At 65.7% G+C, this 14,296-nt stretch carries 11 protein-coding genes; 2 read left to right on the forward strand and 9 right to left on the reverse strand.

What is annotated here, in order from left to right; all coding sequences use genetic code 11:
* Nucleotides 1-15: 15 nt before the first annotated feature.
* From HBF32_RS13635 to HBF32_RS13650, 4 genes are all read right to left on the reverse strand, one after another.
* Nucleotides 16-786, reverse strand: coding sequence for an SDR family oxidoreductase (locus HBF32_RS13635; protein ID WP_166700140.1), 771 nt, complete (start codon nt 784-786; stop codon nt 16-18).
* 146 nt (nt 787-932) lie between these two features.
* Complete coding sequence (locus HBF32_RS13640) at nt 933-1,787, reverse strand: alpha/beta fold hydrolase (RefSeq protein WP_166700141.1); 855 nt, start codon at nt 1,785-1,787, stop codon at nt 933-935.
* A 30-nt stretch (nt 1,788-1,817) separates the two neighbouring features.
* Nucleotides 1,818-2,063 (reverse strand): hypothetical protein, encoded by a 246-nt coding sequence (locus HBF32_RS13645; RefSeq protein ID WP_166700142.1) that lies wholly within the window; start codon nt 2,061-2,063, stop codon nt 1,818-1,820.
* A 38-nt stretch (nt 2,064-2,101) separates the two neighbouring features.
* Entirely contained in the window at nt 2,102-2,794 is a 693-nt protein-coding gene (locus HBF32_RS13650; protein WP_166700143.1) for an alpha/beta fold hydrolase, read from the reverse strand.
* A 174-nt stretch (nt 2,795-2,968) separates the two neighbouring features.
* On the opposite strand from HBF32_RS13650, the gene HBF32_RS13655 reads away from it, so the two are divergent.
* Nucleotides 2,969-3,586 carry a CGNR zinc finger domain-containing protein gene (locus tag HBF32_RS13655; RefSeq protein ID WP_166700144.1) on the forward strand — a complete coding sequence of 206 codons (618 nt, stop codon included), beginning with the start codon at nt 2,969-2,971 and terminating at the stop codon, nt 3,584-3,586.
* Between the two features lie 93 nt (nt 3,587-3,679).
* On the opposite strand, the gene HBF32_RS13660 is transcribed toward HBF32_RS13655, so the two are convergent.
* From HBF32_RS13660 to HBF32_RS13670, 3 genes are all read right to left on the reverse strand, one after another.
* Nucleotides 3,680-4,489 (reverse strand): OmpA family protein, encoded by an 810-nt coding sequence (locus HBF32_RS13660; RefSeq protein WP_166700145.1) that lies wholly within the window; start codon nt 4,487-4,489, stop codon nt 3,680-3,682.
* Between the two features lie 38 nt (nt 4,490-4,527).
* Nucleotides 4,528-9,468, reverse strand: a complete 4,941-nt coding sequence (locus HBF32_RS13665) for a YadA-like family protein (protein WP_166700146.1) — start codon at nt 9,466-9,468, stop codon at nt 4,528-4,530.
* Nucleotides 9,469-10,149: 681 nt separating this feature from the next.
* Nucleotides 10,150-11,169: a sulfite exporter TauE/SafE family protein gene (locus HBF32_RS13670; protein ID WP_166700147.1), complete on the reverse strand. Its 1,020-nt coding sequence runs from the start codon at nt 11,167-11,169 to the stop codon at nt 10,150-10,152.
* 348 nt (nt 11,170-11,517) lie between these two features.
* Between HBF32_RS13670 and HBF32_RS13675 the strand changes: the two genes are divergently transcribed.
* Complete coding sequence (locus HBF32_RS13675; RefSeq protein WP_166700148.1) at nt 11,518-12,051, forward strand: energy transducer TonB; 534 nt, start codon at nt 11,518-11,520, stop codon at nt 12,049-12,051.
* An 8-nt stretch (nt 12,052-12,059) separates the two neighbouring features.
* Here HBF32_RS13675 and HBF32_RS13680 read toward each other — a convergent pair whose 3' ends face one another.
* Together HBF32_RS13680 and HBF32_RS13685 are read right to left on the reverse strand one after the other, a co-directional pair.
* Nucleotides 12,060-12,815: a nuclear transport factor 2 family protein gene (locus HBF32_RS13680; protein WP_166700149.1), complete on the reverse strand. Its 756-nt coding sequence runs from the start codon at nt 12,813-12,815 to the stop codon at nt 12,060-12,062.
* Between the two features lie 31 nt (nt 12,816-12,846).
* The gene (locus HBF32_RS13685; RefSeq protein ID WP_166700150.1) at nt 12,847-14,205 is read right to left on the reverse strand and encodes a TolC family outer membrane protein; all 1,359 of its coding nucleotides are present in this window, start codon (nt 14,203-14,205) and stop codon (nt 12,847-12,849) included.
* Between the last annotated feature and the right edge of the window lie 91 nt (nt 14,206-14,296).

The following is a 14,296-nucleotide window of genomic DNA, read 5'->3' on the forward strand; positions in this document are numbered from 1 at the left end:
CCGTGGAGACGATGGCTAGATTCCCTTGATCTCGCCGCCATCCATCCGCAGTGCCGAGCCGGTCATCCATCGCGCGGAGGGCGACACGACGAACGCCATCAACTCCGCGATATCTTCCGGCGTGCCGTAACGCGTGATGCCGGCTTCCTCCGGAAACTTCTCCGTCGCCTCTTCCACCGTCATGCCGTGCAGCGGTGCCCAGTGCTCGAGATAGGACCGGCGACGTCCGGTCATCACAGCGCCCGGCGACACGCTGTTTACCTGCACGCCATCCGCGATGCCGCGGTCGGAGAATGCTTTCGCGAGCGCCAAGATGGCCGCGTTGATGGTCGCCACCGCTGCGTAAGCCGACTTGGGCGCGCTTGCCGAATTGCCCGAGATGAACACCACGGAGCCCTTGGCGTCCCTCAGGGCCGGCCACGCTTCCACGGTGAGCCGGCGTGCGCCGTGCAGCTTGAGCGCCATGCCGGCATCCCATTGCTCGTCGGTCATCTCCAGGAGGTCGATCTGCGGCACCGCGCCGGCGATATGGATCATGGCGTCGATCCTGCCGAACGCGGCGAGCGTCCTGGCGACCACCGACTTCGCGGCCGATGGCGTGGCGAGGTCCGTATCGATCACGAGCGGTTCGCTGCCCGCGGCCTCCACGGCGCGCGCCGTTTCCTCGAGCTTCGCCCGGTTGCGTGCCACAAGCGCCACCGCGTCGAAATCGCGGGCGAGCCGGACGGCGGTCGCCTGGCCGATACCCTGGCTGGCCCCCGTGACGATGGCGACTTTCCTGGACATGGTTTTTCCTCTGCAATGCGTTGCGGGTTAGTCCACATAGCTGCCGCTGGTGGCGCGGCCGTGGCCGGCCATCAGCGCCGCTACCTTCGTGCCTACCGGGAACTCACCGCCCGGGCATACATGAGCGGGGTTCCCTAGGCCGACGATCAGCGGGAGAGGAAATCGCCGATAGTCTTGGCGATCTCTTCCGCGTGGGTTTCCAGGGCGAAATGCCCCGTATCGAAGAAGCGCACTTCGGCCTCGGGAATGTCGCGCTTGAACGCTTCGGCTCCCGGCGGCAGGAAGAACGGATCGTTCTTGCCCCAGACAGCCAGGAAGCGCGGCTTGTGCTGGCGGAAGTACGCCTGGAAGGCCGGGTACATCGCCACGTTGCTCTTGTAGTCGCCGAACAGGTCCAGCTGCACCTCGTCGGCACCGGGACGGGCGAGGTAGTAGTTGTCGAGCGCGATGCCATCCGGCGAGACCATGGATTCGTCGGCCACACCATGGGTGTACTGCCAGCGCGTGGTTTCCGGCTTCAGCATGTCGCGCAGCACGTCGCGGTTCTTCTGTGACGGGTCCTGCCAGTAAGCGCGGATCGGGTTCCAGCCATCGCTCAATCCTTCTTCATAGGCATTGCCGTTCTGCGAAATGATGGCCGTGATGCGCTCGGGGTGGCGGGCGGCGATGCGGAAACCCGTCGGTGCGCCGTAGTCGAAGACATACACCGCGAACTTGTCGAAACCGACCACTTCGGTGAAGCGGTCGATGACGTCGGCCACGTGGTCGAAGGTGTATTTGAAGCTGTCGCGGCTCGGCATGTCCGACAGACCGAAGCCGGGAAGGTCGGGCGCGATGATGTGGAAGCGGTCGGCGAGCAGCGGGATCAGGTCGCGGAACATGTGGCTGGACGACGGGAAGCCATGCAGCAGCAACAGCTTCGGCGCGTTCGCGGCACCGGCTTCACGATAGAACACGTTGAATCCGTCGACATTGGCGGTGCGGTAGGCGATGGCGCTCATGGGGGGTTCTCCTCGGTATGTGATGTCGGATCAGGATGTATGCGCGGGACGCATGGGGTCGTCCGCGATGGCGGGGCGGAGGTAAAGGGCCAGTGCACTGCAGGCGTGCGAAAGGCCTAGAAGGGATACAAGCACGGTCGTTACGGCCGTCACGGCGAACATGAGTGGCGAGCCGGGAGCCTCGGGCCTCGGGACCAGGATGGCGACGATCCCGGCGATCGCCGCCCTGGTGAATGCGCCGAACCGATCGATGGCCACCTCGCGTTCGGGTGTCATGGCGCGGCTCCTCTCGAATCCGGTCCGGATGTCCATGCTCAGCCCGCGATGCCGTGCGCGGCTTGCAGGATCAGGTCCACTACCGTGTCGGGGGCCGTCACCCCCGGGGTGTGATCGACAGGATGCGCCACGACCGTCGCGTTCATCCGCGCCGCCATGAAGCGCTGCGTCTCTTCCACGATCATGCGGTCCTGTGCCGCGACCAGGTACCAGCTCGGCACGTCCTTCCAGAGCGGACGGGCAACGGGGACGGTGATGCAGGCCGGGGAAATGGGACGTTGCACGGCAGCCAGCATGGCTTGCCCGTCCTCCGAGGCATCGGGCGCGAAGGCTTTCGCGAAGGCACTTTCCGGCAACCAGATCCAGCCGTGCGCGTCGGGGGCCAGGTGCGGCGCCAGCGGATGCGGCTCGGTGCGATAGAACACGTCGGCAACGGTTTCGCCTTCGTCGGGCGCCAGGGCCGTCACGTAGACAAGGCCCTTCACCTCCGGGCTGCGGACGGATCCAACCACCGCGCCGGCATAGGCATGGCCCACGAGCACCACCGGTCCACCTACCCGTTCGACGGTTCGTTCGACAGCGGCGACATCGTCGGCCAGGCTCGTCAGCGGAAGGGGTGCAGTAACCGCCTTGATGCCTCGATGAAGGAGGCCGGTAATCACCTTGGACCAGCTGGAACCGTCGGCCCAGGCGCCGTGGGCGAGGATGAAGGTCAGATCGGCTGCGAGCATGGCGTTCTCCGTATTCGGGACTGTGGTGGGCGATTCGAGTGCCGGTCAGGGCATTCCCCGGCCTCGTCTTCGGCGGTAACCGCCTTGGCGTTGATAAGAAGGTTATTCGCCCCAATGTAACTTGTCAATAGCCTTTTGAGAGGTTATTTTCATCCCACCTGACGGAGCCGACCCATGCCCCCTTCCTCCCCCGCCATCCTTATTGCCGACGCCCCCGGCCTCGACTTCCTTAATTCCATCGCGACCCCTGTGGACGTTGCCATCGACTGGATCGACGACGGCGACGCCCTGCTGGCCTGGCTGGATCAGATGCGCATGGTCCCCGCCGCGGTGCTGGCCGAGGTGCGCCAGCGCGCGATGCCCGGCGAACTCGATCGCCTCGCGGATCAGGCGCGCAGCCTGCGCGAGTGGTTCCGTGCGTTTGTCCGGGAGAGGAAAGGTCACGCGCTCGACGCGTCGAGCCTGGGGGAACTGGAGCCGCTGAATTTGCTGCTCGCGCGTGACGAAGGTTATGCGCAGGTGCTCGCCGGCGACGGGGGCGGCTCCCTGCGTTTCGTGCGCACCCGGCGCTGGACGTCGCCGGAGTCGTTGCTACAGCCGATCGGCGAGGCGATGGCGAAGCTCGTCGCCGAAGAGGATTTCACGCACATCAAGGCCTGCGAAGGTCCCACCTGCACCCTGCTCTTCGCCGACCATACCCGTGGCCGCGTGCGCCGCTGGTGCAGCATGGCCGCCTGCGGCAACCGTGCGAAGCAGACGGCACACCGCCAGAGAGCGAAGGCACACCACTGACCCACCGGGTGTGACCGTGCCCCGTGGTGGGGCACGCATTGGCGCGCGAGCGGGTGCTCATGGCAACCCCGGTCGCGCGCCAGCGGCTTTCGACTAATCGACTCTCACTTCCACGCGCCGATTGGGGGCGAGGCACGCCACGAGCTCCTCGCGTGCGCCATTCGGGCAATCCTTCACCGGGTCCCTCTCGCCAAGGCCTTCGGCGAGGATCTTGGTGCGCGGCACACCGTCGGTCACCAGCGCGTCCATCACGGCGCGTGCCCGGCGTTCGGACAACGGTTGGTTATAGGCGTGGCTGCCGAGGCGATCCGTGTAGCCGGTGACGCGAATGCCCTGGATCTGCGCCATGTGCGCGCGCAACTTCGCGCCAAGGTCCGTCACGGCCTGCTTGCCTTCGGTCGTGAGTTCGGATTTGTCGAAGGCGAAGAGTGCGTCGGCAGCGAGGGTGATCCGCTGCGGCATGTCCTCCGCGACCGCGGCCGCCGCCGGCTTCGCCACATCGAGGAACGCCGCGCACGATGCCGGCATCCAGTAGAAACTGCGCGCCAGCTTGTCCTGGTCGAACAGGATCTTGTACTGGCACTGCACTACGTCGTCGCTGCCCGCCTTGCGGAAATTGAACAGGTAGTTCCACTCGCGCACACCCCACACGCCTTCGTCGAAGTGCGGGAAGCCGATCAGTTCCGAGATCTGGTGCTTGTCGACGCCCGCCTTGATCAGGCGCAGGTTGTCGAGGTTGGGAAAGGTACCGCCCTTGTGCAGGGACGGCATGTTCCGCGGCGCGGGCCATTCGAGTTGTCCCGCCGAGCGGCCATCCTTCGCCACGTCGCGGCTGTAACTGCCGCAGGCGGCCAGCGCGAGCGTCAACGACGCCACGGCGAAACCCTTGAGCGATGCACGCATGGTCCTGACTCCTTCGATGTTGTTCATGGATGCACCCCTCACCAGACCACCGCCGCGCCGACGCCCGCGCCGGCGTCGCCGCGCGAGTTGGTCGTGGCGTTGAGCTTCAGCACGTAGTGTCCGCTCTCGGTGATGGTCGACAGGCCCACCGCGATGCCGGTTTCGCCATGGAAGCTGCCCACCGCCACACCGGCCGAATTCTGGTTGGGCTGGTAGGCCTGCGGCAGGCTCGCCATCGCCATCGCCGATGCGACACCCGCGTTGGCGCGGTTGCCGATGCGATTGAGGTCCTGGTTCACTGTCTGGAAGCGCTGGTCGGTGTAGCTCTTCGACCAGTTCTTCGCGCTTTCCACGGCCTGGTCCAGCTGGCTCACGTTCACCGCATCGGTGGGCGCGGTACCCGCCGCCACGTTGGTGACCGTGCGCTCGTGCCCCGCCGAGCCCACCGATACCGTGTTGTTCCCGCTGGCCACCGAGCCGGTGCCTATCGCGACGCTGTTGTCGCCCGTGGCCGAGGAATTCGCGCCCACCGCCGTGCTGTTGTTGCCCGTGGCCGACGAGCCGGCACCGGAAGCCGTGGAGTTGGAGCCCGTCGCCGAGGCCGGGTCCGTGTCGTCGTTGCTGTTGTCGTACTGGTTGTTGCCGCCGTTGCCGCCACCGCCCGGCGGCAGGTTGTTCACTGTGTTGCTGAGGTTGGTCAACTCGCTGTAGATCGCGTCGATGCTGGCGTTGGTGGCAAACAACTGCGAGCCGTTGATGGCGTCGGTGCTGAGCTGGCTGATCCGCCCGGCCGCCAGGTTGGTGATGGTGCGCTCCGCGCCAGCGGCGCCCACGCTCACCGTGGAGCCTGGGGTGATGCCCGCGAAGTTGTACGTGGTGCCGGCAAGCGTCGCGCTGGCCGTTCCGACCGCCGCATCCGTCTTCGACCCCGAGCCCAGGGCCACGCTGCCTACATAGTCCGCTTCCGAGCCGGCGCCCAGGGCCATGCCCTGGATGGCGTTGGCCGTCGCGCCGGTACCCAGCGCCACGCCGTCGGCGAGATTCACGGTGGTGTCCTGGCCTACCGCGATGCCGCCCGGCGCGGTCTGCTGCACGATGGCGTGGTTACCCATGCCGATGCCGTTGTCGCCGTTCACCGTGGTCTCCGGTCCGACGGCGACCGATTCCGCGCCGACCGCCGCGGAGTCCGCCGCCGCCGAATTGGCGTGGAAGTACTTCGTCGGTGTCACCGCAAACGCACTCAGCGAGCCCTTCAACTGGCGCAAGGTCACCGCGTCCTGGTCTTCCGTGCCGTCCGCCACGTTGGTCACCTGGCGGAAATCGGTGGCATTGCCCACCGATACCGCGCCGAGCAGGTTGCGGTCGCTGGTGTTGTACGGAATGGTGTGGGTGCCGGCCGTGACCGTTCCCGACGCCGGGGCGATCGCTCGATCGGATACCGCGCCGGAACCCAGCGCCACGCCGCCTACCACCGATGCGTTCGTGCCCTGGCCCAGCGCGGTAGCGTTCTGCGCCGTGGCGACCGAGCCCACGCCGGACGCCACCGCATTCAGGCCCGACGCGCCGTCGTTGGCGTAGTTGCCGCCGGTGACGCCGTTGTCGTTCACGCTGTAGTAGTGCGTGGCGCTGTTGATGACGGTGGTGTTGAGCGATTCGATCGCCTGGTTGGTGGCGAACAGCTGCGAACCGTTCACGGCGTCCGTGCTCCCCCCGTTCACCTGCCCCGCGGCGACATGGGTGATCGTGCGTTCCGCGCCCGTCGTCCCGACACTGACCGTGCTGCTCGGCGTACCGCCGGCGTAGGTGTACGCTGTGCCCGCGATGGTGTCGCCGGGGGTCTGGACCACGACATCGGTGGTCGAACCCGCGCCCAGCGCCACGTCCCCGATGTTGGCTCCAGCGGTGGCGCCATTGCCTATCGACACCGCGTTATCGGTGGTGGCGTTCGACACCGGCCCGATCGCCACGCTGTTCACACCCGCCGCAACGGAATCGGCGAGGTTTGAATTGGCGTGGAAGTACTTGATGCCGTTGGTGCCGATCTGGTCGAACACCTGCTGGACCGAGTTGTACGTGTTGCCGGCATAGTCGATGCTGGTGTTGATCGTGCCGGTGGCCGGATCGTAGGTGGTGCTTCCGCCGATGCTGTTGGCGATGGAGTCGCCGAGGTTGGTCACGGTGTTGCCGAGGTTGGTGACCGACGTGCCTACCGTGCCGACGGCATCCTGCACGGCGAACAGCTGCGACCCATTGATCGCATCGGTGCTGCCGTTGCTTATCCGGCCTGCCGCCACGTTGGTGATGGTGCGTTCGGCACCGACATCGCCCACGCTCACCGTGGAACCCGGTGCGCCGCCGGCAAAGGTGTAAGGCGTGCCGTTGATGGTGGTGCCGGTGGTGGCGACCTTGTCGGCTGTGACCGAGCCCGACCCCAGGGCCACGCTTCCCACGAAGGCGGCTTGCGAACCGGCGCCGATCGCGAGTGCCTGGATCGCATTGGATGTGGCGCCCGTACCGAGAGCCACGCCATCGGCAAGGTTCACCGTGGTGTCCTGGCCGATGGCGATGCCGCCGGGTGCCGTCTGCTGCACGATCGAATGGTTGCCCATGCCGATGGCGTTGTCGCCGTTGACCGTGGTCTCCGGACCGATGGCGACCGAGTCGGTACCGATGGCCGCCGAGTCCGCGAGAACGGAGTTGGCGTGGAAGTATTCGATCGGCGTCACCGAGAAGGAACCCATGGCGCCCTTCAACTGGCGCAGCGTCACCGCGTCCTGGTCCTCCGTACCGTCCGCCACATTCGTTACCTGGCGATAGCCGGTGGCATTGCCTACCGACACCGAGCCGAGCAGGGTCTTGTCCGTCGTGTTGTACGGGATGGTGTTCGTGCCGACGGTGATCGTGCCGGACGCCGGTGCGATTGCCCGGTCGGAGATCGCACCGGAACCGAGGGCCACGCCGCCGAGCACCGAGACGCCCGCGCCCTGCCCAAGCGCGGTAGCGTTGTCGGCCGTGGCCGTGGAGCCCACGCCGGCGGCAAGGGCATTGAGTCCGGTGGCCCCGTCGTTGGCGTAGTTTCCACCGGGCGTCCCGTTGTCGTTGACGCTGAAATAATGGACGGCGCCGGCGGCCACGTCACCGTCGATCTGGTTGAAGATCTGCTGCAGCGAACTGTAAGTATTGCCGCCGTAGGTCACGCTGGTCGTGATGTTGCCCGTGCTCGGATCGTAAGTCGTACCGCCGCCGATGGTCGTGGCGATACTGTCGCCGAGGTTGGTCACCGTATTGCCGAGATTGGTGACGCTCGTGTCCAGTCCATCCACCGCCTGGTTGGTCGCGAACAGCTGCGAACCGTTGATGGCATCGGTCGAAGCCGACGTGACCTGCCCTGCCGCGACGTTCTGGATCTGCCTCTCCGCGCCCGCGGCGCCCACCGAGAAGGCGCTGCCCGGCGTACCGCCCGCGAAAGTGTAGGAGGTACCGGCAATGGTGGCGTTCGGGACATTCGTGGTGGCCGATGTGGTGCTGCCGGAACCGATCGCGACATCGCCCGCCTTCGTCGCCGCGACGGCACCGTCGCCGATGGCGACATTGCCGCCCATGCCGGCCGCGCCCGCCGTCGACCCGTTGCCGAGCGCGACGCTTCCCTGCCCGATGGCCTTGTTGCCGTTGCCGATGGCCACCGCGCCGTCCGCCATGTTGGCGGCGGTTGCCGTGGCCGTGCCGTCGCTGTTCGCAATGTTGTTCGCGCCACCGGTAAACGCACCCGTGCCGCTGGCATAACTCGGATCGCCGATGGCCACGGCACCGTCGCCGAACGCGGTGTTTCCGGAACCGATGGCCACCGCCTTGCCGCCCGTCGCATGCGAGGCGTTTCCGATCGCCACGGCTTCCGCCGCATCGGCGGTCGCGGACGTACCGAGCGCGATGCTGGAGGCGCCACTCGCGATGGCCGTGGTGCCCATGGCGATGCCGCTGGTTCCCGATGCTGCCGCATTGTGTCCAAACGCCATCGCATCGCCAGCCGATGCGGCTGAATCCACGCCAAAACTCAGGGCGTTGTTCTGCGATGCATTCGCTCGCAGGCCGATGCCCACGGCGTAAGTGCCCGCGGCACTTACATCGGTGCCGATGGCGACAGCCGATTCGGCTGCCGCGCCGGCGCCGGCGGTGCGCGGTCCCAGATAGATGGCGTTGAGGGCGGTCGCATAGGCCTGGAAACCGACAGCCGTGGAATGAACCGCATTGCCTTGGGATCCCAGGCCGACCGAGAGCGCGCCTTCCCCGGCTGCGATCGCTCCATAACCCAGGGCGGCTGCAACGCCCACGCTCGCGGAAGAATACGCACCGAGGGCGATCGCATTGCCGCTGCTGCTCGACGCCCCGCCGCCGATGGCGATGCTGCTCACGCTGGCCGCCGTGGCCTGCCGGCCGAGCGCGATGGAGTTGAGCCCGGTGGCATGCGAGATCGTGCCGATGGATACCGCGTCGTTCTGATTGGACAACGACTGCGTGCCCATGGCGATGGCACCCGAGGCCGAAGAGGTCACATCCGTGCCGATGGCGATGCTCGCGTCGCCGAGTGCCCCTGTACCCGGAGCGGTACGGGCACCCAGGTAAATGGCGTTTATCCCTGCCGCATAGGCCTGGAAGCCCATCGTGATGCCGTTCAAGGCGGCGCTGTGCGCACCGTATCCGACGGCCGTCCCACCACCGGCATCGGCCGCGGACGATACGCCGGCGCATGTGGCCGAGCCCGAGTAGACGTTATACGGCGGATTCACGCAGCTCGCCTGCGCTTGAGCCAGCGTCGTCCAGGCAAGGCCTCCCAAGGTAAGCAGCGCCGCGGCGGCGAGCATGCCGGGCCTTCGCGCCGGCCGTTGCGAGGTCGTGCCACCGCGCGGACGGCTCGCCAGTTCCGATGCCACCACGAGCTGATTCAACTCGCGGTTCCAGATCTTGCTGTGGATTTTGTTCATGCCGGTTTCCTGTTTCGTGGGGAGATGCACGGGAGGAATGGCCGGGAATTCGTGCGCGCGCGCGTGCCCGTCGGCACGGCACAAGGCCACGCCGCACTTCGCGCAGTGACGTACGGATATCCCGGCGTTTGGCCGCAACCCCTCAGTCGCGCCTGGCTAAGGCCAGGCACGTGGAAAGGTGGCGGAATTCGGGAACGAGCGGATCAGACAGTGGCGCTTGCGCTCGCATCCGCGGGAGGTGGATGCAAAATCGTCATGCGCGATGGAAAGACACTGGGCCGCCGTCGTCGATGACCGGCGCGGTTCCGATAAACGAATCGCTTCGCACTCTGAGCAAATGGCCTTCTAAACGGGTACGTGTCCATAACGAGTACCGCTTCCCCTGCAGAGCCGGGCTTGTCGGACGACAAGCCGTGCTTTCACGGCGCTTTGACGTTATAGCTTAGGCGTTACTGAAATATTAAGGCGTAACTCTCATAAGTGTGATCTCGATCACATAGATTTTCCGGGAAGCTTCTTGCGAACAACGCGCGGAATATGAGAATGGCGCCGTTTTTCTGACCGATTTTTTTTAGGGCGGATATACACTTACGTGATACCATCAAATGTCTGACTTATTCATGCTGAGGGTTCGCGCAAGCGATGCCCATGCGCGAGGCAGACGCCTACAAGGCGCGGAAGTCACATCTCGTACTTCTCGAGTACGCCGTCCCGATAGACGTGAAGCTCATAGGCCAGGCTACGCCACGAGAGCACAGCCTCCACGATGACACGCTCCGCACCTTCGATAAGCGGGGCGGCGACGGCTCTCTTTGCTTCGGGCAGCGTATCGAACGCCACCACGTACTCGATTTCCGGAAGCTCATTGTGTCGGAGCTCCACGCCGACCCAGCCGCCGAAGCCGTTGAACGACAGGTCGAGGCCCTGCGGTACACGGCGGGACGCAACGCTTATCCCGTGCTTCGCCACCAACCCCGATCCGGCATTGACCGTCATGACGGCACCGGCAACGACCATCGCCGTGTAGCCCAGGCGACGGAAGGTGATCTCTCCGACACGGGGAAGCACCTTTCGTACGCCGAACGCCGCCGCGATGGCAGCCGCGCCAGTGACGGTACCTGCAATCAGCGCATTTGCGCCGAAGAGACCGAAGGCGCCGTAAAGAACCAGCTTGGTCAGGTGAAGCAGGATCTCGTTCGCCGCGCGCGTCGCGACCACCTGCTGTCTGCTCAGCCCATGGCGAAGATAGAAGCGGTTGAACAGCAGACCCACCGCGCCCGTGAGCCCGGACACGAAGCCGGCAACGAGACCGAGAACCAGCAGAGTGCCGGGACGGCCCGGTTTCGCGTCCATCTCCCGCTGCCGACGAAACAGCATAGGCAGATTGCCCAGGAGGAAGAGGCCCAGCACGGCTTCCAGGTAAAGCGGGCTCATACGATCCAGCAACCACACGCCGACAAACGCACCGGGAAGCGAAAGCGGCACGAACCAGCGCACCACACGCCACTCGATATGCCTTATGAATAGCCCCAGGCGGGCGGCGCTACTGATGGTGCTTCCAACGGACAGGGCCACCGGCACCTGCGCCGTGGCGAGACCCACGCCGAGCACGGGCAACAACAAGAGGCCCGCGCCGCCACCGCTCACGGTGCTGAGCGCGAAAGCGGCAAGGCTCGTAAGGAAGAGCAAAGCGAAGAACATGGGGCAGCCTGCGGACCGGGGAGGGCGTAGCCTGGCGACCGAAACTTAAGCAAGCCTTAGATGGTGTCGCTGTCGCGATGGGGCCTCGTCCGCCCCACCCGGTACGCGTGTACGCGACCGCAAACACGGCAGAACAACGTTGAGAAACGTCGTATGCGTGGCGACAACACCAGCGCGCCGATCGGATCGGAGCCCGGGTATGTGCCGGGTTTGCCTGGAGGACGGAGGCAGACCGACCCCTCTGAAGGACTTGAAGATCGGCAGGCACGCGGACATCATTGGCCCGGCATGCCATGGCCGCCGGGGGACGGGGCCGTCCGCCGGTACGGATAATCAGGGGAAAACCACATGAGCAAATCCATGAGCCGCCGCGTTGCCACGGGCGTGATGGCCCTGGCCGGCACGTTCTTGCTGGCGGGTTGCGCGCACGATGCAACGGTCGCGCCGCCGGGCACGCCGAAGGACGGCAAGGTCAGCTACGACATGGTCCCGGCGAAGGACTCCGATCGCCTCAAGCCGGCGAAGGGCCAGCACACGTTCGGGGCGCAGCCCGTCGACAATCCACCCCCGGTGTATCCGCCGGAGCTGGTCTCGGCCAACCTCGCCGCCACGATCCGCGCCAAGGTGATCGTCGACGGCGAAGGCAAGGTGACCGACGTGCGCGACCTCGACACGATGGGCGGCGAACACCACGGCGTGTTCTTCGCCGCCGTCCGCGAGGCCGCGATGCGTTGGACTTACACGCCGATGACGGTCGTCCAGGATCACGAGGACGCGCGCGGCAACTTCAGCCAGACGAAGACGACCCAGCCCTTCAGCCTCGATTATTCATTCCGTTTCGAGCTGAAGGACGGCGTGCCGACGGTGTCGGCGACGCGCTAAGGAAGGCGCTAGGCACGCTCGCTGACGACACCGTTCTCGATGACGGCCAACGCGTCGACTTTTCCATCCTTGCCCTTCTCGAATTCGAAGCGCAGGTCGCGCTCCGTCGCGAAGAAGCGCGTGGGCGATTCGGGGTAAAGCGTAGCCGTGAAGGTTCCAGCGGCGAGCTTGAGGTGGTCGTCGTCCATGGCGATCGCGATCATGCCCACGCGCGCCGATTTGTAATGACCGACGAACGCGGCCAGCGCGGTCGCAGGTAGTCTCAACGACGTCGTTGGTGGTGTATGGGGTACAGGGCCGTGGTCGTAGCTGAGCACGCGATGCATACGCCATTGCCCCTGGTCGTATTTCCACAAGGTGGTGAATTCCGCCTGGCCATCGAGCTGTTCCGGCTTGCCATCCCGTGAGACATAGAAGAGATGACGGCCCGAAAGGATCGCGTAGCCTCCCTTCATGGGGTGGAACGCGACGCTGCCATCCACGGCTTCCCGGCGCAGGTGCATCTTCGGGTCGCCGCAGGGTCCCTTGCGCAGGGATTCGATCAGCCCCTCGCGCGTCGACGTGAGTCCACCCTTGTCGTGATAGAACTCCACGTCGGCCGTGATCAGGCCACCCATCGTCGTCATGTCGCAGGCGTTGTATGCCTTCCAGAAGGTGGTGTCCGCGCTGCGCACCTGGGCCTCGTCGTCGTCCGCTGCACGGACAAACGGCGAGGAGGCCGCGAGAAGAGCCGCCAGGCCCAGTGCCACTGTCTTTCGGCTCATCCTTCCACTCCCGCCTTTGTATCCCCTCAGATTACTGAAGCAGGCGGTTGATGTCCTCCACGTCCTTCAGCGTGGCGGCACCGACCGTGCGCTTGAGCAGGAGCTTGTTGAGGATGAGCTGGTGGCGCAGCGCGGTGTACTGGCTGCGGATTTCGGCGAGGGTCTGGATCGCCACCACGACGTTGGTGAGGCTTTGCGTGCCGATGTCATAGCCGGCGCGCATCGACGCCAGGGCCTTCTTCGCGGCGTCGACCGCCTTGCGCGCATCGTCCACCTGGCCGATACCCGCCTCCACGAGGTTGAAGTAGTTGTACGTGTCGCGGGTAGTCCGCCGGCGCACGCTTTCCAGGTCGCCCTCGTCGGCGTCGCGTTGGTGGATGGCCTGGCGAACCTGTGACTGGGTCAGGCCACCGCTGAAGAGCGGCACCGAAAGCACCAGACCCACGGTGGTGGTTCCCGTGCCGTAGCTTGCACTGCCGGGCAGGCGGTTCGACCAGGCGCCGGCCTTGTCGTAACCGACGGCGAGGTTGAGGGTGGGCAGATGTCCGGCGCGGGCGGCGTCGATCGAGTGCTCGTCGGCACGGACCAGATGCGTGGCGGCAAGAACCTGGGGGCTTTGCTGCATGGCTTGCTCCACCCACGCCTTGGGGTCGTCCGGCGTCGGCTTTTCCATGGGAATGTCGTCCCGCAGGGTTTTCAGCGTACCCGGTTCCTTGCCCGTCAGTTGCTGGAGGGCACGGCGGGCATCCTTCAGTGCGGTCTCCGCATCCACGCGCGACGACTTGATGAAGAGGTAGTAGGCCTCCGACTGCGTGAGGTCGGCTTGCGGCGCCAGGCCCTGGCCGAACAACGTGGTGGCTTGGTCGTACTGCTGCTTGTATGCGTCTTCGTACGACTGGAACACTTCCACCTGGTCCTGGGCCACCAGCACGTTGAAGTACGCCGTGGTGGCGCGAACGAAGAGATCCTGCAGTTCGCCTTCGTAGGTAGCGTTCTGCGCTTCGGCCGTGAGCTTCGCTTGCCGCTCGCGCGCGAATTTCGAGAGATCGACCACCGTCTGGTCGAGGCTCAAGGTGAGGTCGCGCTGACGACTGTGACCGCTGTTGACGGGTTCCGCGTTTCCGTTGGCGTCGTTGACGACACCGGAATATCCGGGATGGAACTGCTGAAGGCTGAGGCCCGCGGACAGCTGTGGCAACAGTGCGGCGCGCGCCTGGGGCACGCCTTCCGCCACCACCAGCCGCTGCGCGTCCGCCGTCGCGAGCACGGGATCGTTGGCCACCGCCTCGCGGTAGATATCCAGAAGATCCTCGGCACCGGCTGCCGCCGGCACGCCGCCGGCCAGGGCCAGCAGCACCGTCAGGCAAGTCGATAGCTTCCGCTTTTGCATGTTCGCCCCTATGCGCATGTGTTGATGGGGGCATTTCAGCAAGAAGCGTGCCGGTCGTAGATCGCTTTGAATTTCCTCGTGTTGCGATTCG

The organism is Luteibacter yeojuensis (genome assembly GCF_011742875.1).
Classification (GTDB): domain Bacteria; phylum Pseudomonadota; class Gammaproteobacteria; order Xanthomonadales; family Rhodanobacteraceae; genus Luteibacter; species Luteibacter yeojuensis.